Source organism: Azohydromonas sediminis (assembly GCF_003574675.1).
GTDB classification, from domain to species: domain Bacteria; phylum Pseudomonadota; class Gammaproteobacteria; order Burkholderiales; family Burkholderiaceae_C; genus Calidifontimicrobium; species Calidifontimicrobium sediminis.
In genome coordinates this window covers 120,976-140,513 of record NZ_QOAZ01000004.1, presented here as the reverse complement: position 1 = coordinate 140,513, position 19,538 = coordinate 120,976, and the positions used below count along the sequence as shown (strand labels likewise).

Here is a 19,538-nt window from a genome sequence, read left to right as displayed (position 1 = left end):
GCTGCCGCGCCGCAGGCCCCGGTGCGATGATCGGCGTCCCCCGTTCACCGGCTGCACGGCATCGCCCCCGATCGATGACGGCCTGGCCCTACCCGCGCTGGATCGCGCACCGCGGCGCCGGCACGCTGGCGCCCGAGAACACGCTGGCCGCGCTGCGCGAAGGCTGGCGGCACGGCTTTCGCGCCTTCGAGTGCGACGCCAAGCTCAGCGCCGACGGCGTGCCGTTCCTGCTGCACGACGACACGCTCGAGCGCACGACCGACGGCCGCGGCCCTGCCGAAGCGCTGAATTGGGCCGAGCTGTCGCGGCTGGACGCCGGCGGCTGGCTGGCACCCGCGTGGGCCGGCGAGCCGCCGGCCACGCTGCAGGCGGTGGCGGCATTCGTGCGCGCCAACGGCTGCGCGCTGAACATCGAGCTCAAGCCCGGGCCGGGGCGCGCGCGCGCGACCGGCGAGGCCGTCGCCGCGCTGGCGGCGCGGTGGTGGGCCGGGGCCGCCGTGCCCCCGCTGCTCAGCTCGTTCGATGCCGACGCGCTCGCGGCCGCGCGCAGCGCCGCCCCGCAGCTGCCGCGCGCGCTGCTGCTCGAGGCGCTGGCCGACAGGTGGCTCGGGCAGGCGCAGCGGCTGGACTGCGCGGCCGTCGTCGTCGAGCACACCGCGCTCGGTGCCGAGGCCGTCGTGCACGCGCGGCGCGCCGGGCTGCGCGTGCTCGCCTACACCGTCAACGAGCCCGGCGACGCGCGCCGGCTGCTCGACCTCGGCATCGACGGGCTGATCACCGACGCCGTGGACCGCTTCGACCCGGCGTCGTGAGCCGGCTCAGCTGCGGTAGTCGGCGTTGATGCGCACGTAGTCGTACGACAGGTCGCAGGTCCACACGGCGGCACTGGCGCTGCCGCGGTGCAGGTCGACGCGCACCGTGATCTCGCTTTGCTTCATCACGCGCTGGCCGTCCTCCTCGCGGTACGCCGGGTGGCGCCCGCCGCGCGTGGCGACGTGCACGTCGTCGAGGTACAGGTCGATCAGGGCCTGGTCGAGGTCGTCGACGCCGGCGTAGCCGACCGCGGCGAGGATGCGCCCGAGGTTGGGGTCGCTGGCGAAGAACGCCGTCTTGACCAGCGGCGAGTGCGCGATCGCGTAGGCGACGCGGCGGCACTCGTCGGCGCTGCGCCCGCCGTCGACCTGCACCGTGATGAACTTGGTCGCGCCCTCGCCGTCGCGCACGATGGCCTGCGCGAGCTGCTGCGACACCGCCACCACCGCGTCGCGCAGCGCGCGGCCGCTGGCGCTGTCGAGGCTCGTGATCTCGGCGTGGCCGGCGCGGCGTGTCGCGATCAGCACGAAGGCGTCGTTGGTCGACGTGTCGCCGTCGATCGTGATGCGGTTGAAGCTGGCATCGGCCGCCTCGCGCACCAGCGTCTGCACCAGCGGCGGCGCGATCACCGCGTCGGTGGCGACGAAGCCGAGCATCGTCGCCATGTTCGGGCGGATCATGCCGGCACCCTTCGAGATGCCGGTCACCGTCACGGTGCGCCCGCCGATCGTGACCTGGCGCGACGCCGCCTTCGGCAGCGTGTCGGTGGTCATGATCGCCTCGGCGGCGACGGCCCAGTTCGCCGGATTCAGGTCGGCGAGTGCGGCCGGCAAGGCGGCCTCGATGCGGTCGTTGGGCAGCGTCTCCATGATGACGCCGGTCGAGAACGGCAGCACCTTCTGCGCAGCGATGCCCATCTGGCGCGCGAGCGCCGCGCAGACGCTGCGGGCGCGCGCGAGCCCGTCGTCGCCGGTGCCGGCATTGGCGTTGCCGGTGTTGATGACGAGCGCGCGAATGCCGCTGCCGCCGGCTGCGAGGTGCTCGCGGCAGACCTGCACCGGCGCGGCGCAGAAGCGGTTGGTCGTGAACACGCCGGCCACCACCGCACCCTCGTCGAGCGCGATGACGGTGAGGTCGCGGCGATGGGCCTTGCGCACGCCGGCCATCGCGATGCCCAGCCGCACGCCGGCGACGGGGTGCAGCGATGCGGGATCGGGGGCAGTGAGGTTGACGGGCATGGCGGTTCTCGCAACGTGTGTATCGGTGAAGACGGATCGCCGGGGCGCGGTGGCGGCCGCGCGGCGTGGGCTCAGCGCGGGCCCAGCACCTGCGGGTTGATCGGCGTGGGCGGCCGAGCGCCGGTCAGCGCGGCGATCAGGTTGTCGGCCGCGAGGTCGGCCATCGCGCGGCGTGTGGCGACGGTGGCGCTCGCGATGTGCGGCGTGAGCACGACGTTGGGCACCTCGAGCAGCCCCGGGTGCACGTTCGGCTCGCCTTCGAACACGTCGAGCGCGGCCGCGGCGATGCGCCGCTCGGCCAGCGCCTTCGCGAGCGCCGCGTCGTCGACGATGCCGCCGCGCGCGACGTTGGTCAGCGTCGCAGTGGGCTTCATCAGCGCGAGCTCGCGCTCGCCGACGATGTGGTGCGCCGCCGGCGAGTACGGCAGCACGAGCACGACGTGGTCGGCCTCGCGAAACAGCGTGTCCTTGTCGACCCAGCGCGCTCCCAGCGGCTGCTCGACCGCCGCGTCGAGCCGGCTGCGGTTGTGGTAGATCACCTGCATGCCGAAGCCGAGCGCGCCGCGCCGCGCGATGGCCTGGCCGATGCGCCCCATGCCGAGGATGCCCAGCGTCGCGCCGTGCACGTCGCTGCCGGCGAACATGTCGTACGACCACTTCATCCAGCGGCCGGCGCGCAGGAAACGCTCGCTCTCGGCCATGCGGCGCGCGGCGGCCATCATCAGCGCGAAGCCGAAGTCGGCCGTCGTCTCGGTCAGCACGTCGGGCGTGTAGGTCACGAGCACGCCGCGCGCGGTGCACGCGTCGACGTCGATGTGGTTGTAGCCGACCGTCATCGTGCACACGGCCTTGAGCTGCGGGTTCGCGTCGAGCAGCGCGGCATCGATGCGCTCGCTGCCGGTGATGAACGCGCCGGCCTTGCCGGCGAGCCTGGCGCGCAGTTCGGCCGCGCTCCACACGGTGTCGTCGGGGTTGTCGGTGACGTCGAAGTGCTCGCGCAGCCGCGCGATCACCTCGGGGAACACGGCACGGGCCACCAGCACGGCGGGGCGGGTCATGGGGTGCTCCTCGGCGCTCATGCCGCTCATTCGATGAAGCGCGCGAACTCGGCCACCGGCGCGCGCTCGGTGACGAGGGTGTTCTCGACCGCGTCCGGGTCGGCGTGGCCGAGCGACATGCCGCACACCACCATCTCGTCGTCGCGCAGCCCCAGGTGCTCGGCGATCACGCGGTGGAACTGCGTGAACGCCGCCTGCGGGCAGGTGTCGAGGCCGCGCGCGCGCGCGGCGATCATCACGTTCTGCAGGAACATGCCGTAGTCGAGCCAGCTGCCCTGCTGCATCACGCGATCGATCGTGAAGATCATCCCGACCGGCGCGTCGAAGAAGTCGTAGTTGCGCCCGTGCTGCGCGTGCATGCGCGCCTTGTCGCCCTTGCCGATGCCCAGCAGCCCGTACAGGTCCCAGCCGACCTTGCGGCGGCGGTCGATGTACGGCGGCACCCACTGCAGCGGGTAGTAGGCGTATTCCTCGGTGTGCAGCGCGAGCTGCGCGGGGTCGTCGTAGACCGCGCGGATGCGCGCCGACAGCGCCTGCTTGGCCGCGCCGGTCAGCACGGTGACCCGCCACGGCTGCGTGTTGGTGCCCGACGGCGCGCGCGATGCGACGGCGAGGATCTGCTCGATCGTCTCGCGCGGCACCGGTGTCGGCAGGAACTTGCGCACCGAGCGCCGCGACGTGATTGCCGCGTCGACGGCGGCCGTCATCTCGGCGGTGAAGACGGGGCGGCCGAAGGCGTCGGTGGCGGCGGTCATGCGGTCTCGCTCGTGATGCGCAGCGGTTCGAGGGCGGCGACGAGCGCCGGCGGCAGCGCGTCGACCGGGCGGCGCGTCGCGCGGTCGACGTAGACGTGCACGAAGTGGCCGGCCGCCGCCGACAGCGGCTCGCCGGCGCCGAACAGCCCGACCTCGTAGCGCACGCTGCTGCGGCCCACGTGGGCGACGCGCAGCCCGGCGTCGACCGTCTGCGGGAACGCCAGCGGTGCGAAGTAGTTGCACTTCGTCTCGACGACGAGGCCGATCACGGGACTCGTCTCGATGGCCAGCGCGCCGGCTTCGATCAGGTGCGCGTTGACCGCGGTGTCGAAGAAGCTGTAGTAGACGACGTTGTTGACGTGGCCGTAGGCGTCGTTGTCCATCCAGCGCGTCGTGATCGTGCGAAAGCGCGGGTAGTGGCTGCGCAGCAGGGCCTGGGGGCGGGGACTCATGCGCGCGATTGTTCCATTGCCGCGCGGGCGCTGCCGTGCGCCCACGACTGCCAGCTCGCCAGCGCGAGCCGCTGCGTCGTCAGCTGCAGCGCCACCGTGCGGTGGATGTCGCGGCCGTAGCCGCCGGCCATCGTCAGCACGACGGGGATGCCGCGCGCGCGGCAGGCGTCGAACACGCGGCGGTCGCGCTCGGCCAGTCCCTCGGCGCTCAGCTTCAGCCGGCCGAGGCGGTCGTCTTCGTGCGGGTCGGCACCGGCCAGGTAGAACACGAGCCCCGGCGGCGCGTCGCGATGCGCGCGCCACAGCGCATCGAGCGCGGCGTCGAGCGCGGCGAGGTAGGCGTCGTCGGTGCAGCCGTCGGGCAGGTCGACGTCGAGGTCGCTGGGCTCCTTGCGGAACGGGAAGTTGTTCCGGCCGTGCAGCGACAGCGTGAACACGGTGGCGTCGTCGCGGAAGATCGCTGCCGTGCCGTTGCCCTGGTGCACGTCGAGGTCGATGACGGCCACGCGCAGCAGCGCGCGCCGGGCGCGGTGCCACTCGGCCTGCATCAGCCGCGCGGCCACCGCGACGTCGTTGAACACGCAGTAGCCGCTGCCCCTGTCGGCATACGCGTGGTGCGTGCCGCCGGCGAGGTTGCTCGCGACGCCCTCGGCCAGCGCTGCGCGCGCGGCGGCGATCGTCGCGCCGACCGAGCGCCGGGCGCGCTCGGCCATCGCCGGCGACCACGGAAAGCCGATCTCGCGCTGCTGCGCCGGCGTCAGAAGCCCCTCGGCGACCTGCGCGATGTACGTCGGCGTGTGCACCAGCGCCAGCTCGCCGTCGGTGGCCACCGGCGCCGGCTGCAGCCGGATGCCCGGCACCTCGGCAAGCAGCCGGTCGCGCAGCAGCCGGTACTTGGGCATCGGGAAGCGGTGCCCGTCGGGCAGCGGCAGCACGAACTGATCGCTGTAGAAGGCCTGCATCGTGGCCGCGCATTCTGGCCCCCGCCTCGCCAGCGGCCGGCGGGCGTGCCGCCCGGGAGCACCCCCTAATTTGTTGCGCCGCAGCAAAAAGGGCTTGCAACGCCTGGGACAGACCCTATACTTCGCTTCATGCTGCAGTGCAACATGACGCTGCAGCGCTGTCGAACCCCAACCCCCGGAGCACGCACCATGATGACCCCCGAGCAACTGATGGCCGCCCACAAGGCCAACGTCGAGACGCTGTTCGACCTGACGAACAAGGCGTTCGAAGGCGTCGAGAAGCTGGTCGAGCTGAACATGCAGGTCGCCAAGACCGCGCTGGCCGAGACCGCCGACACGACGAAGGCCGTGCTGTCGGTCAAGGACGCGCAGGAACTGCTCGCGCTGCAAGCCGGCATGCTGCAGCCCAGCGCCGAGAAGGCCGCCGCCTACAGCCGCCACGTCTACGACATCTTCGCCGCGACCAACGCCGAAGTGACCAAGGTCGCCGAAGAGCAGATGGCCGACGCGCAGAAGAAGTTCATGGCGATGGTCGACACGATGGTCAAGAACGCGCCGGCCGGCACCGAGAACGCCGTCGCGCTCGTCAAGTCGGCGGTGGCTGCCGCCAACAACGCCTACGAGAGCGTGCACAAGGCCGCCAAGCAGGCCGCCGAAGTCGCCGAGGCGAACTTCCAGGCCGTGACCAGCACGGCCGTCAAGGCCTCGCAGGGCACGCCGAAGAGCAAGCGCGCGGCCTGATTCGCGCGGCACCGCACCGGGCCGCCGCGTCGTGCGTGGCGGCTCGCGCTGTTGAGAGTTGTCTCCTCGGTACCCTCCACAAGGTACCTTCGGCCCGGCGGCGACGCCGGGCTTTTTTCGTTGGGCGACCCGAATCGGCGGCGCCGTGACGGGGCCGCTCGGGCCGGGGCGGCCGCGCAGACCCGTGACCGCGGTGCCCCACAGAGCCCACGCACAATCGCGGGCCGTCGTCGGCCGTTGCCGGCCGCCGCCACGATGCCCGACCACCCACCCGCCCGCCCCAGCCCCGCAGCCGCACGCGACGGCCGTGCGCTCGAGGTCCTGTGGGCCTTCCTGCGGCTCGGCCTGACCTCGTTCGGCGGTCCAGTCGCGCACCTGGGCTACTTTCGCACCGAGTTCGTCGAGCGGCGACGCTGGCTCGATGACGCGCGCTACGCGGACCTGGTCGCGCTGTGCCAGTTCCTACCCGGGCCCGCAAGCAGTCAGGTCGGCATCGCGATCGGTCTCGGGCGCGCCGGCTGGGGCGGGGCGCTGGCGGCGTGGGCGGGCTTCACGCTGCCGTCGGCGGTCGCGCTCGTCGCCTTCGCGCACGGCCTCGCGCAGTGGCCGGCGCTGGCGGCGTCGGGCGCCGTGCACGGGCTGAAGGTCGTCGCCGTGGCCGTCGTCGCGCAGGCCGTCTGGAGCATGGCCCGCGCGCTGTGCCCCGACCGGCTGCGCGCGGGCATCGCCGTCGCCGCGGCGCTGCTGGTGCTCGCGGCGCCCACCGCCGCGGGCCAGGTCGGCGCGATCGTGCTCGGCGGTGCGGTCGGGCGCTGGGCGCTGCGGCTGGCGCCCCTGTCGCCGGCGCCGCACCGCGACCCCGGCATCGGCCGGCGCACCGGTGCGCTGCTGCTGGCGCTGTGCGCGGCGCTGCTGGTGGCGCTGCCGGCGCTCGCGACGACGCTGTCGTCGACGCTGCTGCATGCGGTGGCCGTCGTCTACCGGGCCGGCGCGCTCGTGTTCGGCGGCGGCCACGTCGTGCTGCCGCTGCTGCAGGCCGGCGTGGTGCCGCCGGGCTGGGTCGACAACGACGCCTTCCTCGCCGGCTACGGCGCCGCGCAGGCGGTGCCGGGCCCGCTGTTCAGCTTCGCGGCCTACCTCGGCGCCGTGATGCCGGCCCCTCTGGGCGGCGCGTGGAGCGCGGCGGTGCTGCTGGTGGCGATCTTCGCACCCGGCTTGCTGCTGGTAGCCGGTGCGCTGCCGTTCTGGGAAGCGCTGCGCCGGCGCGCCGGCGCGCAGCGCGCGATGGGCGGCATCCACGCCGCGGTGGTCGGCGTGCTCGCGGCCGCGCTGTACGACCCGGTGTGGACGAGCGCGATCGCCTCGCGCGCCGACTTCGGCGTCGCGCTGGCCGCGTTCGGGCTGCTCGTCGTCGGCCGCGTGTCGCCGCTGTGGGTCGTCGCCGCGGGGGCCGCAGCCGGCGCGTGGCTGCACGCGTAGCCGCCACGCCGCGCGTGCCGGGCGCGCGGCGCCGGGCCGTCAGCCGTAGAGCCAGGCCACCAGCCCGAGGCTGATCGACGGGAACATGAGCACCAGGAACAGGCGCACGAAGTCGCTGGCCAGGAACGGGAACACGCCCTTGTACGTCTCCATCAGCGGCACGTCCTTCGTGATGCCGTTGACGACGTAGACATTCAGCCCCACCGGCGGGCTGATCAGCCCGGTGCCCATCGTCATCAGGATCAGGATGCCGAACCACAGCGCCTTGGCCTCGGCGCCCAGGCCCCACAGGTCCAGGCCCATGATGGCCGGGAACAGCACGGGAATCGTCAGCAGCACCAGCGACAGCTCGTCCATGATGCAGCCCATCAGCACGTAGAACAGCAGCACGCAGGTGACGATCAGCAGCGGCGACACCTCGAGGTGCGACACCCAGTCGGCCAGGTGCATCGGCAGCTGCGTGACGGCCAGCGTCGAGTTCATCATGTCGGCGCCGAGGAAGATCATGAACACCATCGCCGAGGTCTCGGCGGCGCCGAGGAAGCTGCGCCCGATCGCCGGCAGCGTCAGTTCGCGCCGCAGCACGCCGGCGACGAAGGTGCTGACCGCGCCGACGGCAGCGCCTTCGGTCGGCGAGAAGATGCCGCCATAGATGCCGCCGAACACGATGACGAAGATCACCAGGATCGGCCACACGCCGGCGAACGCGTGCCAGCGCTGCCGCCACGGCAGCGCCTCGCTCGGCGACGCCAGCTGCGGCTGCAGCCGGCACATCAGCCAGATCACGCCGGCGTACATCAGCATCGCCAGCACGCCGGGGATCATCGCTGCGGCGAACAGCTTGGCGATGTTCTGCTCCGTCAGGATCGCGTAGACGACCAGCGGCACCGACGGCGGGATCAGGATGCCCAGCCCGCCGCCGACCGCCAGCGTGCCGGTCGACAGGCGCCCCGAGTAGCCGTGCTTGCGCATCTCGGGGTAGGCCACCTGCGTGATCGTCGCGGCGGTGGCCACCGCCGAGCCGCACACGGCGCCGAACGCGCCGGCGCTGAAGACCGAGGCCATCGCGAGCCCGCCGCGGATGTGGCCGATGAACGCCGCGGCGGCCTGGAACAGCGCGCGGCTCAGGCCCCCCTGCGTCGCGAACTGGCCCATCAGCAGGAACAGCGGGATCACCGACAGGTCGTACACCGTCAGGCGCGCCACCGCCGAGCCCTTGAGCAGGTTCAGCAGCGACGCCTCGCTGGTCAGCACCCAGTAGCCGACCGCGCCGGGAATGAACATCGCCGCGGCGATCGGCACGCGCAGCACGAGCAGCGCGATCATCGCCGCGAACATCAGCAGACCGACGGTGGTGGGGCTCATGACTGCAGTCGGGTGAGGTCACGGCCGGCGATCAGCAGGCCCGCCTGCACCAGACCGATGAAGGCCGCGAGCGCGAGCCCGGGCGACAGCGACGCGTAGATCCACCACATCGGCAGGTCGAGGATCATCGTCGCTTCGAACGTCTGCTTGGAACCGATGGCGCCGACGGCGGCGCGCCACGACAGCAGCGCGCCCATCGCGGTCAGCATCAGCGCGCCGACGGCGTCGAGCCACGCGATCGCGCGCCGCGGCAGGCGCTGCGTGAAGTAGTCGACGACGATGTTGCCGCCGTGGATCTGGCACCACGGCAGGCTCAGCGAGATCGCCAGCGCGATCGCGAACTGCGTCAGCTCGACGTCGCCCTGGATCGGCTTGGCCATCGTCGCGCGGCCGGTGATCGACACGACCACCATCAGCGCGACCGCCAGCGCGATCACGCCGCCGAGCAGCGCGAACAGCCACGCGACGCGGTTGAGGAATCGAAGCATCGGAGCGTCCGTTGGAGACGGGGCGAGGCCGCTCGCGCGGCCGATCGTCCCTGCCGCGGGCGGCGCACCGTCGCGCGGGCACCGTCCGCGGGCGCGTCGGCGGCCGGGGTGCCCCCCCCCGGCCGCCGACCGGCGTCACTTCTTGTACTTGGCCAGCAGCGCACGCGCGTCGTCGAGCATCTGCTTGCCCGGCAGGCCGCGCTTGTTCATGTCGTCGACCCATTCGTCGTAGAGCTTGGCCGACGCGGCGATCCAGCGGTCGGTCTCGGCGGGCGACAGCTCGAGGAACACGTTGCCGCGGTCCTGCGCCAGCTTGCGCGCCGGGCCCCGGCTCGCATCCCACACCGCGCCGATCTGCTTGGACAGCGCCATGCCGCTGTTGTCGTCGATGACCTTCTTCAGGTCCGCCGGCAGGCTGTCGTACTTGGCCTGGTTCATGCCGAAGATGAACACCGCGCTGTACAGCGACGGGCGCGACGGATGCGTCTCGGTGTGGTACTTGACCATCTCCTGCAGCTTCAGCGACGGCAGCGGCTCCCACGGCAGCGTGAAGCCGTCGATCGTGCCCTTGCTGATCGCGTCGGGGATCGCCGGCAGCGGCATGCCCACCGGCGCGGCGCCGAGCGAGGCGAGCAGCTTGTTGGTCTGCCGCGTCGGCGCGCGCATCTTCAGACCCTTGAAGTCCTCGAGCGTCTTGACCTGCTTGTCCTTCGTGTGCACGAGGCCTTCATCGTGCGTCCACACCGCGAGGATCTTGGTGCCCGGGAACTCGCGCGTCGCGTACTTCTGCAGGTACTCCCACGCCGCCTGCGCGGCGGCCTCGGCCGAGTTGGTCATGAACGGAAGCTCGAACACCTCCATCGCCGGGAAGCGCCCGGCGGTGTAGCCCGGCAGCGTGATCGTCAGGTCGGTGACGCCGTCCTTGACCTGGTCGACGAGCTGCGGCGGCGTGCCGCCGAGCGACATCGCCGGGAAGATCTGGCACTTCAGGCGGTTGTTCGACTCCTTGGCGATCTTCTCGCACCAGGGGTTGATCACGTTCACCGAGGCCATCGCCTGCGTGTTCCAGATGTGGTGGAACTTCAGCGTGACGTCCTGCGCGGCGGCCGGCAGCGCCACCGCGACGGCGGCGGCGAGCAGGCCGATCTTGGTCCAGGCTTTCATGCGAGTGTCTCCAGAGGGTGGAAGGAAGAAGCGGGCCGCCCCCGATGGCGGGCCCGCGAGGTTAACGGGTCGCCGTCCCGCGACGCCTACGCAGATTCACGCACCGCGCGACGGCGCCCGCGCGTGCGGTCGAGCATTGTTGGCGCACGGAGTTCCCGCCGATCATGCCGCGCCCCGACTAGCAGGTATGCCCATGCAGCATGGCAACGTCCACGCCGTGCCCCGCGTCAGCCCGCCACCGTGCCGGCGCACGCGCCGAAGCCGATGCGCCGCGCGCCCGGCGCCGCGCAGTGCGCGCGCAGGATCACGGTGTCGCCGTCGGCGAGGAAGGTGCGCGTCTCGCCGGAAGCGAGCGTGATCGGCTGGCGGCCGCCTTGCGTCAGCTCGAGCAGCGAGCCGCCCTGGTCGGGGCCCGGCCCCGACTGCGTGCCGGTGCCCAGCAGGTCGCCCGGCTGCAGGTTGCAGCCGTTGACGGTGTGGTGCGCGAGCATCTGCGCGAGCGTCCAGTACGCGTCGCGGAAGTTCGACTGCATCAGCCGCTGCGCAGGCAATCCGCGCTCGCGCATCTGCGCCGACTGCAGCCAGACCTCGAGCACGATGTCGATCGCGCCAGCCTCGCGGTTGAACGCACTGTCGAGGTACGGCAGCGGCGCCGGGTCACCCGCCGGGCGCGCGAACGGGCGACGGAACGGCGCGAGCGCTTCCATCGTGACGACCCATGGCGAGATCGTCGTCGCGAAGTTCTTCGACAGGAACGGCCCGAGCGGCTGGTACTCCCAGGCCTGGATGTCGCGCGCCGACCAGTCGTTGAGCAGCACGACGCCGAACAGGTGCTCCTCGGCGCGCTCGATCGGCACCGGCTCGCCGAGCGCGTTGCCGGTGCCGACGATCGCGCCGAGTTCGAGCTCGTAGTCGAGGCGCTGGCAGGGCCCGAAGTCCGGCGCGTCGCGGTCCGGGCGCTTGATCTGGCCGTGCGGGCGGCGAAACACCTGGCCGCTCACGCCGATCGACGACGCGCGGCCGTGGTAGCCGATCGGCACCCACTTGTAGTTCGGCAGCAGCGGGTTGTCGGGGCGGAACAGCTTGCCGACCGCGGTCGCGTGGTGGATGCCCGTGTAGAAGTCGGTGTAGTCGCCGATGCGGCACGGCAGCTGCATCTCGGCGTCGGCCTGCGGCACGAGGCAAAGTTCCAGGAACGGCGCCTGGTCGCTGCCCGAAGCGAGCGCGGCCGACAGCGCCGCACGCAGCCGGCGCCGCGCGGCCGGGCCGAGCGCCATGAAGGCGTTGAGGTCGCCCGCGGCCAGCGGCGCGAGCAGCTCGGGCACGCCCTCGCCCCACGGGCACTGCGCGGCAGCGAGCTTCAGGTCGAGCACCTGGTCGCCGATCGCCACACCGATGCGCACCGGCTCGTCGGTCTTCGCGCGGCGGAACGCGCCCAGCGGCAGGTTCTGGATCGGGAAGTCGCAGTCGGCCGCGTTGGCCGAGTCGACCCAGCTCGTGAGCGCCGGGTCGTGGGTGGCGTCGGTGAGCGTCATGGTTGGAAGCGGTCCTTCAGCGCGGCCCAGCAGTCGGCGTAGGTGGCGTCGAGTGCGCCGCAGCCCATCGCCCACGCGGTCGGGCGGAAGCGCCAGCGGCTCTCGAACATGAACGCGAGCGTCGCATCGAGCTTGTGCGGCGCGAGCACGGCGTTCGTCGCGCGCTCGAACGCCTCGGCGTCGGGGCCGTGCGGCACCATGCCGTCGTGCAGGCTCATGCCGCCGGGGCGGAAGCCCTCGGGCTTGGCGTCGTACTGGCCGTAGACGAGGCCCATGAACTCGCTCATCACGTTGCGGTGGTACCAGGGCGGGCGGAACGTGTCCTCGGCGACCATCCAGCGCGGCGGGAAGATCACGAAGTCGCAGTTGGCCACGCCGGGCGTGTCCGACGGGCTCGTCAGCACGGTGAAGATCGACGGGTCGGGGTGGTCGAAGCTGATCGAGCCGATCGTCATGAACGTGCGCGTGTCGTAGACGAAGGGCACGAGGTTGCCGTGCCACGCGACGACGTCGAACGGCGTGTGGTCCTGCCGCGCGCGCCACAGTGCGCCGCCGAACTTGCGCACGATCTCGTAGGCGCCGGCGGCGTCCTCGAACGCCGCGACCGGCGCGCGGAAGTCGCGCGGGTTCGCGAGGCCGTTGGAGCCGATGGGCCCGAGTTCGGGCAGGCGAAACGGCGCGCCGTAGTTCTCGCCGACGTAGACGCGCGACGGGCCGTCGACCGCGACCTTGAACGCCATGCCGCGCGGGATCAGCACGATCTCGCCCGGTGCGGCGCGCAGCACGCCGCACTCGGTCGTGATCGTCAAGGCGCCCTCTTGAGGCACGAGCAGCAGTTCGCCGTCGGCGTCGACGAAGGCGCGGTTCGTCATCGAGCGGTTGACGAGCGCCAGGTGCACCGCGACGCCCATCTGCGCGTCGGCGTCGCCGTTGACGACGACGGTGCGCAGGCCGTCGACGAAGTCGAGCGGCTCGTCGGGGATCGCGACCGGGTGCCAGCGCAGCGGGTTCGGCGGCATCGCGACGCCGTCGGCGGCGCCGGTCTTCCACAGCGGCTGCGCATACGCCTCGTAGCCGCCGACGACGACCGACGGCCGGCGACGGTACAGCCAGGTGCGCAGGTTCTGGTGCCGCGGCGCGGTGAAGGCGGTGCCCGACAGCAGCTCGGCGTACAGCCCGTGCGGCGGCTTCTGCGGGCTGTTGCGGCCCTGCGGCAGCGCGCCGGCGATGGCCTCGGTCGCGAACTGGTTGCCGAAGCCGGTCTGGTAGCGAAGTTCGGTGTTCATGCCTTCGACTCCGTCGCCGCGCGGCGCTCGACGCTCGCGCGCGCGGCGGCCAGCGCCTCGCGCAGCACGTCGAGCCGCCCGACGTGGTTGGCCAGCAGCAGCACGAGCTTGGCGTTGAGCTCGTGGCTCTGCGCCGTGCTCAGCCCCTGGTGCGCCTCGATCAGCGCCTCGTAGAAGTCGTCCGGGGCGTCGAGGTTCGGGTCGGTGATCAGCATCGCCATCGTGGCCTCACAGCGTCGCGGTGGCGCGGGCCACCGCATCCTCGACCGCGGCGGGCGTGGGCTGGCGCCAGCGCGCCGCGACGTGCTGGTCGGGGCGCAGCAGATAGGCGCTGCCGGGCCGCAGGTCGTAGCGCTTCGCGAGCCAGCCGTCGGCGTCGTGCTCGGGGCCGAGCGCGAGCACCTTGCAGCCCATCCCGGCGCACAGCCTGGGCGCCTGGCCCCACACGAGCAGCGTGAAGTCGGGGCCGAGCTCGCGCAGCAGCCAGGTGCGCCGGCCGTCGATCACGAGCGGCGCGTCGGACGCCGGTGCGCCGGGGCGCATCGCACCGGTCCAGTCGGCGTCGGCATCCGGCGTGTTCAGCGGCGAGCCGTCGTAGGTCGACGGCGTCGACAGCCGCCCGCTGTTGACGAGGCGCCGCGCGAACGCATGCTCGCGCGCGAGCTCGAGCACGGCGTCGCGGAACAGCCGCGAGACCTCGCTCTTGGGCGTGATGAAGTCGGTCGAGCGCGTGGAGTGGCGGATGTTCTCGTCGGCGGCAAACTCGCGCTCGAACGCATAGCTGTCGAGCAGCGCCGCGGGCGACGCGCCGCGCAGCACGCGGGCGAGCTTCCAGCCGAGGTTGTCGGCGTCCTGCACGCCCGAGTTGGCGCCGCGCGCACCGAACGGCGAGACGCGGTGCGCCGCGTCGCCGGCGAACAGCACGCGGCCGTGGCGGAAGTGGTCCATGCGCTCGCAGGCGAAGGTGTAGACACTCGCCCACTCGAGCTCGAACTTCGCCTCCGCCCCGAGCAGCGCGCGCACGCGCGGCACGATCTTCTCGGGCTTCTTCTCTTCGTCGGCGTCGGCGTCCCAGCCGAGCTGGAAGTCGATGCGCCAGACGTCGTCGGGCTGGCGGTGCAGCAGCACCGACTGGTTCGGGTGGAACGGCGGGTCGAACCAGAACCAGCGCTCGGTCGGGAAGTCGGCCTGCATCTTCACGTCGGCGATCAGGAAGCGGTCGCGGAACACGCGGCCCTTGGTCTCGAGGCCCATCAGCCGGCGCAGCGGCGAGCGCGAGCCGTCGCACGCGACGAGCCAGTCGGCGATCACCTCGTAGCGGCCGTCGGGCGTCTCGATGCCGAGCACGACGCCGTCGTCGCGCGCCTGCAGCGCATCGACCCGGTTCGCGAAGCGCAGCTCGACGTTGGGCAGCGCCGCCGCGCGCGCGACGAGGTAGGCCTCGGCGTAGTATTGCTGCAGGTTGATGAACGCGGGCCGTTCGTGGCCGGGCTCGGGCAGCAGGTCGAACGTGTAGACGTGCTCGGCGCCGAAGAACACCTTGCCGACGTTCCAGCCGACACCCTTGGCGACCATCGCGTCGCCGACGCCGAGGCGGTCCCAGATCTCGAGCGTGCGTTTGGCGAAGCAGATCGCGCGCGAGCCGGTCGACAGCCTGCGGTCGTCGTCGAGCAGCAGCACGCGCTGGCCGCGCTGCGCGAGGTCGATCGCCAGCGTCAGCCCCACCGGCCCGGCACCGACGACGACCACCGCGTGCCGCACCGGCTGGCCGGTGCGCACGTAGGCGTCTTCGTCGGCCGAGCGCCGGTGGCCGAACTCGAGCGCCTGAATCTCGTGGCCGCTCAGCTGCGGCGGGAGGTCGCGCGGGTCCATCGACGGGCGCGGATCAGCCTTCCAGCGCCGCCCACATCTCGCGGTCGCGCTCGGCCGTCCAGATGCGCGGGTCGGCGTGCTGCGTCGCTTCGTCGTAGGCGCGGCTGACGTCGAACGGCATGCAGTGGTCGAAGATCACCCAGTGGCCGTACTTGGCCTTCATCGCGGCGTAGGTCTCGCGGTAGACGGCGCGCAGGTCCTTGCCGGCGGCCGCTTGCGCCTGCACGCTGGCCCACACGTCGCTGACGAAGGCCTTGGTGCCCGCCAGCCCCTGCGCGACCTGCGCCTCGCCCTTCAGCGCCGCGCCGCGCCCGGGCACGAGCGCGACGGGCTTGAGCGCCGCGATGTTGTCGAGCGTCTTGGGCCAGTCCTGGAAGTAGGCGTCGCCGGCGTACGGCGTGGCGTCGAACTCGACGAGGTCGCCCGACAGCATCGTGCGTTCGCCCGGCAGCCAGACGACGGTGTCGCCCTTCGTGTGGCCGCGGCCGAGCTGCAGCAGCTGCACCTCGAGCTTGCCGAGCCACAGCGTCATCTTGCCGGTGAACGTGATCGTCGGCCACGTCAGCCCCGGCGGCACCGTCTCGACGTTGCGGAACAGGCGCGGGAAGCGGCCGATCTCGCTGGCCTTGTCGGCCTCGCCGCGCTCGACGATGAGGTCGTAGGTGTCCTGGCTCGCGATGATCTCCTGCGGCCGGTACGCGCTGGCGCCGAGCACGCGCACCGCGTGGTAGTGCGTCAGCACGACGTACTTGATCGGCTTGTCGGTGACCTCGCGGATGCGGCGGATGACGTCGGCCGCCATCGCCGGCGTGGCCTGCGTGTCGGCCACGAGCACGGCGTCGTCGCCGATCACGACGCCGGTGTTCGGGTCGCCCTCGGCGGTGTAGGCCCAGGCGTGCGGCGAGATCTGCTCGAACGTGACCTTCTTGTCCTCGAGGTCGGCTTGCGAGGCGAACGCTTTGCTCATGTCGGCACCTTCGGCGGCTCGGTCTTGGTTAATCGATTTGACTTAGTTGAATTACGGGGTTGATCTTAGTCATCTTGTTCGCTAATGTCTAATCCATTCGGATAAGTAAAACCACCTAAGCAGCACCCCGATGGATGACCGGTCCCCCGCCGACGCACCCGGGCGCACCTCGCGCGGGATCCAGAGCATCGAGGTCGGCGGCCAGCTGCTGCTCGCGCTGTCGCACCACGGCCGCCCGATGCCGCTGAAGGATCTCGCGCGCGAGGCCGGCATGGCGCCAGCCAAGGCGCACCCGTATCTCGTCAGCTTCGGCAAGCTCGGGCTGATCGAGCAGGACCCGGCCAGCGGCCACTATGGACTCGGGCCCCTGGCGCTGCAACTGGGGTTGATCAGCCTGCAGCAGTTCGACCCGGTGCGGCTGGCCACGCCCGTCATCGAGGAGCTCGCGCAGACGCTCGGCCACACGATGGCGATCGCCGTGTGGGGCAACCGCGGGCCGACGATCGTGCGCGTCGCGCCGCCGCCGTCGCCGGTGCACGTCGCGATGCGCCACGGCACCGTGATGAGCCTGACGGGCACCGCGTCGGGCTGGCTGTTCGCCGCGTGGCGGCCGTGGCACGAGGTCGCGCCGCTGCTGGCGGCCGAGCGCGCCGCCGCCGGCGACGGCGCGGCCGAGCGCGCACGCTTCGACGCCGAGCTGCCCGCGCGGCTCGCGGCGGTGCGCGAGCGGCGCCTCGCGCGCGTCGTCGACCTGTCGCTGCCCGGCGTCAGTGCGCTGGCCGCGCCGGTGTTCGACGAGCAGCAGCGGCTGCTGCTGTCGCTGACCGGCATCGGCCCGACGCCCGCGTTCGACACCGCCTGGGACGGCGCGGTGGCTACCGCGCTGCGCTGCGCCGCGCAGGCGCTGTCGCGCCGGCTCGGCGACGCGTCGGCATGGCCGCCGCTGCCGCACGCAGCGGCGGCCGCCCGCTGACGCTTCGTACCTGGCGCTACGCGCGCGCCTCGTCGTCGGGCAGCGCCGGCAGCCGGCTGACGAGCACCTTGTCGACGCGCTTGCCGTCCATGTCGACCACCTCGAAGCGCCAGCCCTGCCACTCGACGTGGTCGGCGACCTCGGGCACGCGCCCGAGCAGCAGCATGATCATGCCGGCCAGCGTGTTGTAGCGCCCAAGATCCTCGTCGGGCAGCGCGCGCAGCGCGAGGCGGTCCTTCAACTCCAGCGCCGGAATGAGGCCGTCGAACAGCCAGCTGCCGTCGTCGCGCTGCACGGCCCAGGCTTCCGCCTCCTCGCCGGCGGGCGGCCTGAACTCCCCGGCGATCGCCTCGAGCACGTCGCGCACCGTCACCAGCCCCTGCACCGCGCCGTACTCGTCGACGACGAACACGAGCTCGGCGCCGGCGGCCTTGAAGTGCTCGAGCAGCTCCATACCGGTCAGCGTCTCGGGCACGAACACCGGCGGCTCGAGGCCGTCGGTGAGCGACAGCGGCTGCCCGCGCACGAGCTGGCGCAGCAGCTGCCGCGACGACACGACGCCGAGCACGTCGTCGAGGCCGCCGCGGCACACCGGGTAGCGCGCGTGCGCCGCCTCGTCGAGCACGCGCCGCACGTCGTCGAGGGGGGCGTCGGCGTCGAGCCAGACGATCTCGGCGCGCGGCACCATCATCGAGCCGGCCTGCCGCTCGTCGAGCAGGAACACGTTGCGCACCATGCGGTGCTCCTGCGCTTCGATCACGCCGGCGCCGACGCCCTCCTCGAGCTGTGCGGCGATCTCCTCCTCGGTCACGCTCGCGCCGGGCGGCTGGCCGCTGATGCCCAGCAGCCGCAGCACCGCGCGCGTCGACGCCGACAGCAGCGCGACGAACGGCTTGGCCGCCGTCGACATCCACATCATCGGCCGCGCGACGAGCCGCGCGACCGGCTCGGGGTACATCTGCCCCAGCCGCTTGGGCACCAGCTCGCCGAAGACGATCGTCGCGTACGTGATCAGCACGACGACGAGCGCGGTGGCCGCCACAGCGGCGACGTGGTCCGGCAGCGGCAGCGCCGTGACGAGCCACGCCGCGAGCGGCTCGGCGAACGCCGCCTCGCCGACGATGCCGTTGAGCAGCCCGATCGACGTGATGCCCACCTGCACCGTCGACAGCCAGCGCGTGGGGTCGTCGTGCAGCACCATCGCCGCGCGCGCCCCGCTGTCGCCCGTCTCGACCATGACCTGCAGCCGGGCCTTGCGCGCCGCCGTCAGGCCCATCTCGGCCATCGCGAACGCCCCGTTGAGCAGGATCAGGAACACCAGCAGCGCCGTCTCCATCGAAGACCCGGCCGGTCGAGGCCGGGCGCCTGTCAGCACCACCGCAGCGTAGCAGAGGGGCCGTGCCCAGCCCCGAAGCCGCGCCGGCCCCGGCCGGCACAATGCGCCGATGCACTACCTCGTCGGTGACCTGCAGGGCTGCGACGACGCGTTCGCGCGTCTGCTCGCCGAAATCGGTTTCTCGCCGTCGCGCGACCGCCTGCACGTGCTCGGCGACCTCGTCAACCGCGGGCCGCAGTCGCTCGCGGTGCTGCGGCGGCTGCGTGCGCTCGGCAGCAGCGCGACCTGTCTGCTCGGCAACCACGACCTGCACCTGCTCGCGGTGGCCCACGGCGTGCGCCGCGAACACCGCACCGACACGCTGCGCGACATCCTCGACGATGCCGACCGCGACGCGTGGATCGACTGGGTGCGCCACCTGCCGCTGGCCGACACCGCGCACGGCTGGCTGCTCGTGCACGCCGGCGTCGCGCCCGCGTGGGACGCCGCGCAAACGCTGGCGCTGGCGCGCGAGGTCGAGGCGATGCTGCGCGACCCCGACCTGCCCGGGTTCCTGCAGGTCATGTACGGCAACGAACCGGCACGCTGGCGCGACGACCTGCAAGGCGCCGACCGCTGGCGCTTCGTGATCAACGTGCTGACGCGCATCCGCTTCGTGCACGCCGACGGCACGCTCGACTTCCAGGTCAAGGAAGGCGCCGACGCCGCGCCGCCCGGGCTCGTGCCGTGGTTCGATGCGCCGGGCCGGCGCACCGCGGGCACGCCGATCGCGTTCGGCCACTGGAGTACGCTCGGGCTGGTCGAGCGCGCCGACCTGCTCGCGCTCGACACCGGCTGCGTCTGGGGCGGCCTCCTCACCGCGGTGCGCGTCGACGGCGGGCGGCGCGACGTCGTGCAGGTGCGCTGCGCGCAGGCGCTGGCGCCGGGCGTCGCCGCACAGGGGTGAGCGAGAATCGGCCCGCGGGAAGCGTGGCCGAGTGGTTGAAGGCACCGGTCTTGAAAACCGGCAACGGGCAACCGTTCGTGGGTTCGAATCCCACCGCTTCCGCCACCC

The 19,538-nt window shown here is 72.4% G+C and carries 19 protein-coding genes and 1 tRNA gene; 6 read left to right on the top strand and 14 right to left on the bottom strand.

The genetic code is table 11. The features are described 5' to 3' along the window. Window positions 1–74: 74 nt before the first annotated feature. Window positions 75–812, top strand: a complete 738-nt coding sequence (gene ugpQ / locus DRV96_RS04140; RefSeq protein WP_119288060.1) for a glycerophosphodiester phosphodiesterase — start codon at window positions 75–77, stop codon at window positions 810–812. A 6-nt stretch (window positions 813–818) separates the two neighbouring features. Here the strand turns inward: ugpQ and argJ are convergent, their stop codons facing one another. From argJ to DRV96_RS04115, 5 genes are all read right to left on the bottom strand, one after another. Beyond that, the gene (gene argJ / locus DRV96_RS04135; RefSeq protein ID WP_119288058.1) at window positions 819–2,051 is read right to left on the bottom strand and encodes a bifunctional glutamate N-acetyltransferase/amino-acid acetyltransferase ArgJ; all 1,233 of its coding nucleotides are present in this window, start codon (window positions 2,049–2,051) and stop codon (window positions 819–821) included. Between the two features lie 71 nt (window positions 2,052–2,122). Further along, window positions 2,123–3,109, bottom strand: coding sequence for a 2-hydroxyacid dehydrogenase (locus DRV96_RS04130; protein ID WP_119288137.1), 987 nt, complete (start codon window positions 3,107–3,109; stop codon window positions 2,123–2,125). A gap of 26 nt (window positions 3,110–3,135) precedes the next feature. After that, entirely contained in the window at window positions 3,136–3,864 is a 729-nt protein-coding gene (locus DRV96_RS04125; protein ID WP_235823271.1) for a nitroreductase, read from the bottom strand. Beyond that, a complete protein-coding gene (locus tag DRV96_RS04120; RefSeq protein WP_119288056.1) occupies window positions 3,861–4,316 on the bottom strand; it encodes an acyl-CoA thioesterase in 456 nt (151 codons plus the stop codon). The genes DRV96_RS04125 and DRV96_RS04120 overlap by 4 nt, the downstream gene beginning before the upstream one ends. Beyond that, window positions 4,313–5,278, bottom strand: coding sequence for a histone deacetylase family protein (locus DRV96_RS04115; protein ID WP_119288054.1), 966 nt, complete (start codon window positions 5,276–5,278; stop codon window positions 4,313–4,315). The genes DRV96_RS04120 and DRV96_RS04115 overlap by 4 nt, the downstream gene beginning before the upstream one ends. Before the next feature lie 189 nt (window positions 5,279–5,467). Between DRV96_RS04115 and phaP the strand changes: the two genes are divergently transcribed. Both phaP and chrA read left to right on the top strand, forming a co-directional pair. Continuing rightward, window positions 5,468–6,019 (top strand): TIGR01841 family phasin, encoded by a 552-nt coding sequence (phaP, locus tag DRV96_RS04110; RefSeq protein WP_119288052.1) that lies wholly within the window; start codon window positions 5,468–5,470, stop codon window positions 6,017–6,019. Window positions 6,020–6,274: 255 nt separating this feature from the next. Beyond that, the gene (gene chrA, locus DRV96_RS04105; RefSeq protein ID WP_119288132.1) at window positions 6,275–7,498 is read left to right on the top strand and encodes a chromate efflux transporter; all 1,224 of its coding nucleotides are present in this window, start codon (window positions 6,275–6,277) and stop codon (window positions 7,496–7,498) included. 39 nt (window positions 7,499–7,537) lie between these two features. Here chrA and DRV96_RS04100 read toward each other — a convergent pair whose 3' ends face one another. The 8 genes from DRV96_RS04100 to DRV96_RS04065 form a co-directional block, all read right to left on the bottom strand. Next, window positions 7,538–8,863 (bottom strand): TRAP transporter large permease, encoded by a 1,326-nt coding sequence (locus DRV96_RS04100; RefSeq protein WP_119288050.1) that lies wholly within the window; start codon window positions 8,861–8,863, stop codon window positions 7,538–7,540. Further along, window positions 8,860–9,351, bottom strand: a complete 492-nt coding sequence (locus DRV96_RS04095; protein ID WP_119288047.1) for a TRAP transporter small permease — start codon at window positions 9,349–9,351, stop codon at window positions 8,860–8,862. The genes DRV96_RS04100 and DRV96_RS04095 overlap by 4 nt, the downstream gene beginning before the upstream one ends. A gap of 135 nt (window positions 9,352–9,486) precedes the next feature. Next, complete coding sequence (locus DRV96_RS04090; RefSeq protein WP_119288045.1) at window positions 9,487–10,515, bottom strand: TRAP transporter substrate-binding protein; 1,029 nt, start codon at window positions 10,513–10,515, stop codon at window positions 9,487–9,489. 227 nt (window positions 10,516–10,742) lie between these two features. Further along, complete coding sequence (gene fahA / locus DRV96_RS04085; protein WP_119288043.1) at window positions 10,743–12,050, bottom strand: fumarylacetoacetase; 1,308 nt, start codon at window positions 12,048–12,050, stop codon at window positions 10,743–10,745. Further along, on the bottom strand, window positions 12,047–13,336 hold the full coding sequence (gene hmgA, locus DRV96_RS04080) for a homogentisate 1,2-dioxygenase (RefSeq protein WP_119288041.1): 1,290 nt from the start codon (window positions 13,334–13,336) through the stop codon (window positions 12,047–12,049). The genes fahA and hmgA overlap by 4 nt, the downstream gene beginning before the upstream one ends. Next, entirely contained in the window at window positions 13,333–13,551 is a 219-nt protein-coding gene (locus DRV96_RS04075; protein WP_119288130.1) for a DUF2783 domain-containing protein, read from the bottom strand. Before DRV96_RS04075 ends, hmgA begins: the two co-directional genes overlap by 4 nt. Before the next feature lie 13 nt (window positions 13,552–13,564). Continuing rightward, entirely contained in the window at window positions 13,565–15,208 is a 1,644-nt protein-coding gene (locus DRV96_RS04070) for an FAD-dependent oxidoreductase (protein ID WP_119288039.1), read from the bottom strand. Window positions 15,209–15,221: 13 nt separating this feature from the next. After that, complete coding sequence (locus DRV96_RS04065; RefSeq protein WP_119288036.1) at window positions 15,222–16,175, bottom strand: MBL fold metallo-hydrolase; 954 nt, start codon at window positions 16,173–16,175, stop codon at window positions 15,222–15,224. 130 nt (window positions 16,176–16,305) lie between these two features. Between DRV96_RS04065 and DRV96_RS04060 the strand changes: the two genes are divergently transcribed. After that, entirely contained in the window at window positions 16,306–17,148 is an 843-nt protein-coding gene (locus DRV96_RS04060; RefSeq protein ID WP_119288034.1) for an IclR family transcriptional regulator, read from the top strand. 16 nt (window positions 17,149–17,164) lie between these two features. Here the strand turns inward: DRV96_RS04060 and DRV96_RS04055 are convergent, their stop codons facing one another. Further along, entirely contained in the window at window positions 17,165–18,484 is a 1,320-nt protein-coding gene (locus DRV96_RS04055; RefSeq protein WP_119288032.1) for a hemolysin family protein, read from the bottom strand. A gap of 109 nt (window positions 18,485–18,593) precedes the next feature. Between DRV96_RS04055 and DRV96_RS04050 the strand changes: the two genes are divergently transcribed. Continuing rightward, the gene (locus DRV96_RS04050; RefSeq protein ID WP_119288030.1) at window positions 18,594–19,430 is read left to right on the top strand and encodes a symmetrical bis(5'-nucleosyl)-tetraphosphatase; all 837 of its coding nucleotides are present in this window, start codon (window positions 18,594–18,596) and stop codon (window positions 19,428–19,430) included. A 17-nt stretch (window positions 19,431–19,447) separates the two neighbouring features. After that, a tRNA-Ser gene (locus DRV96_RS04045) sits at window positions 19,448–19,535 on the top strand. Window positions 19,536–19,538 lie beyond the last annotated feature (3 nt).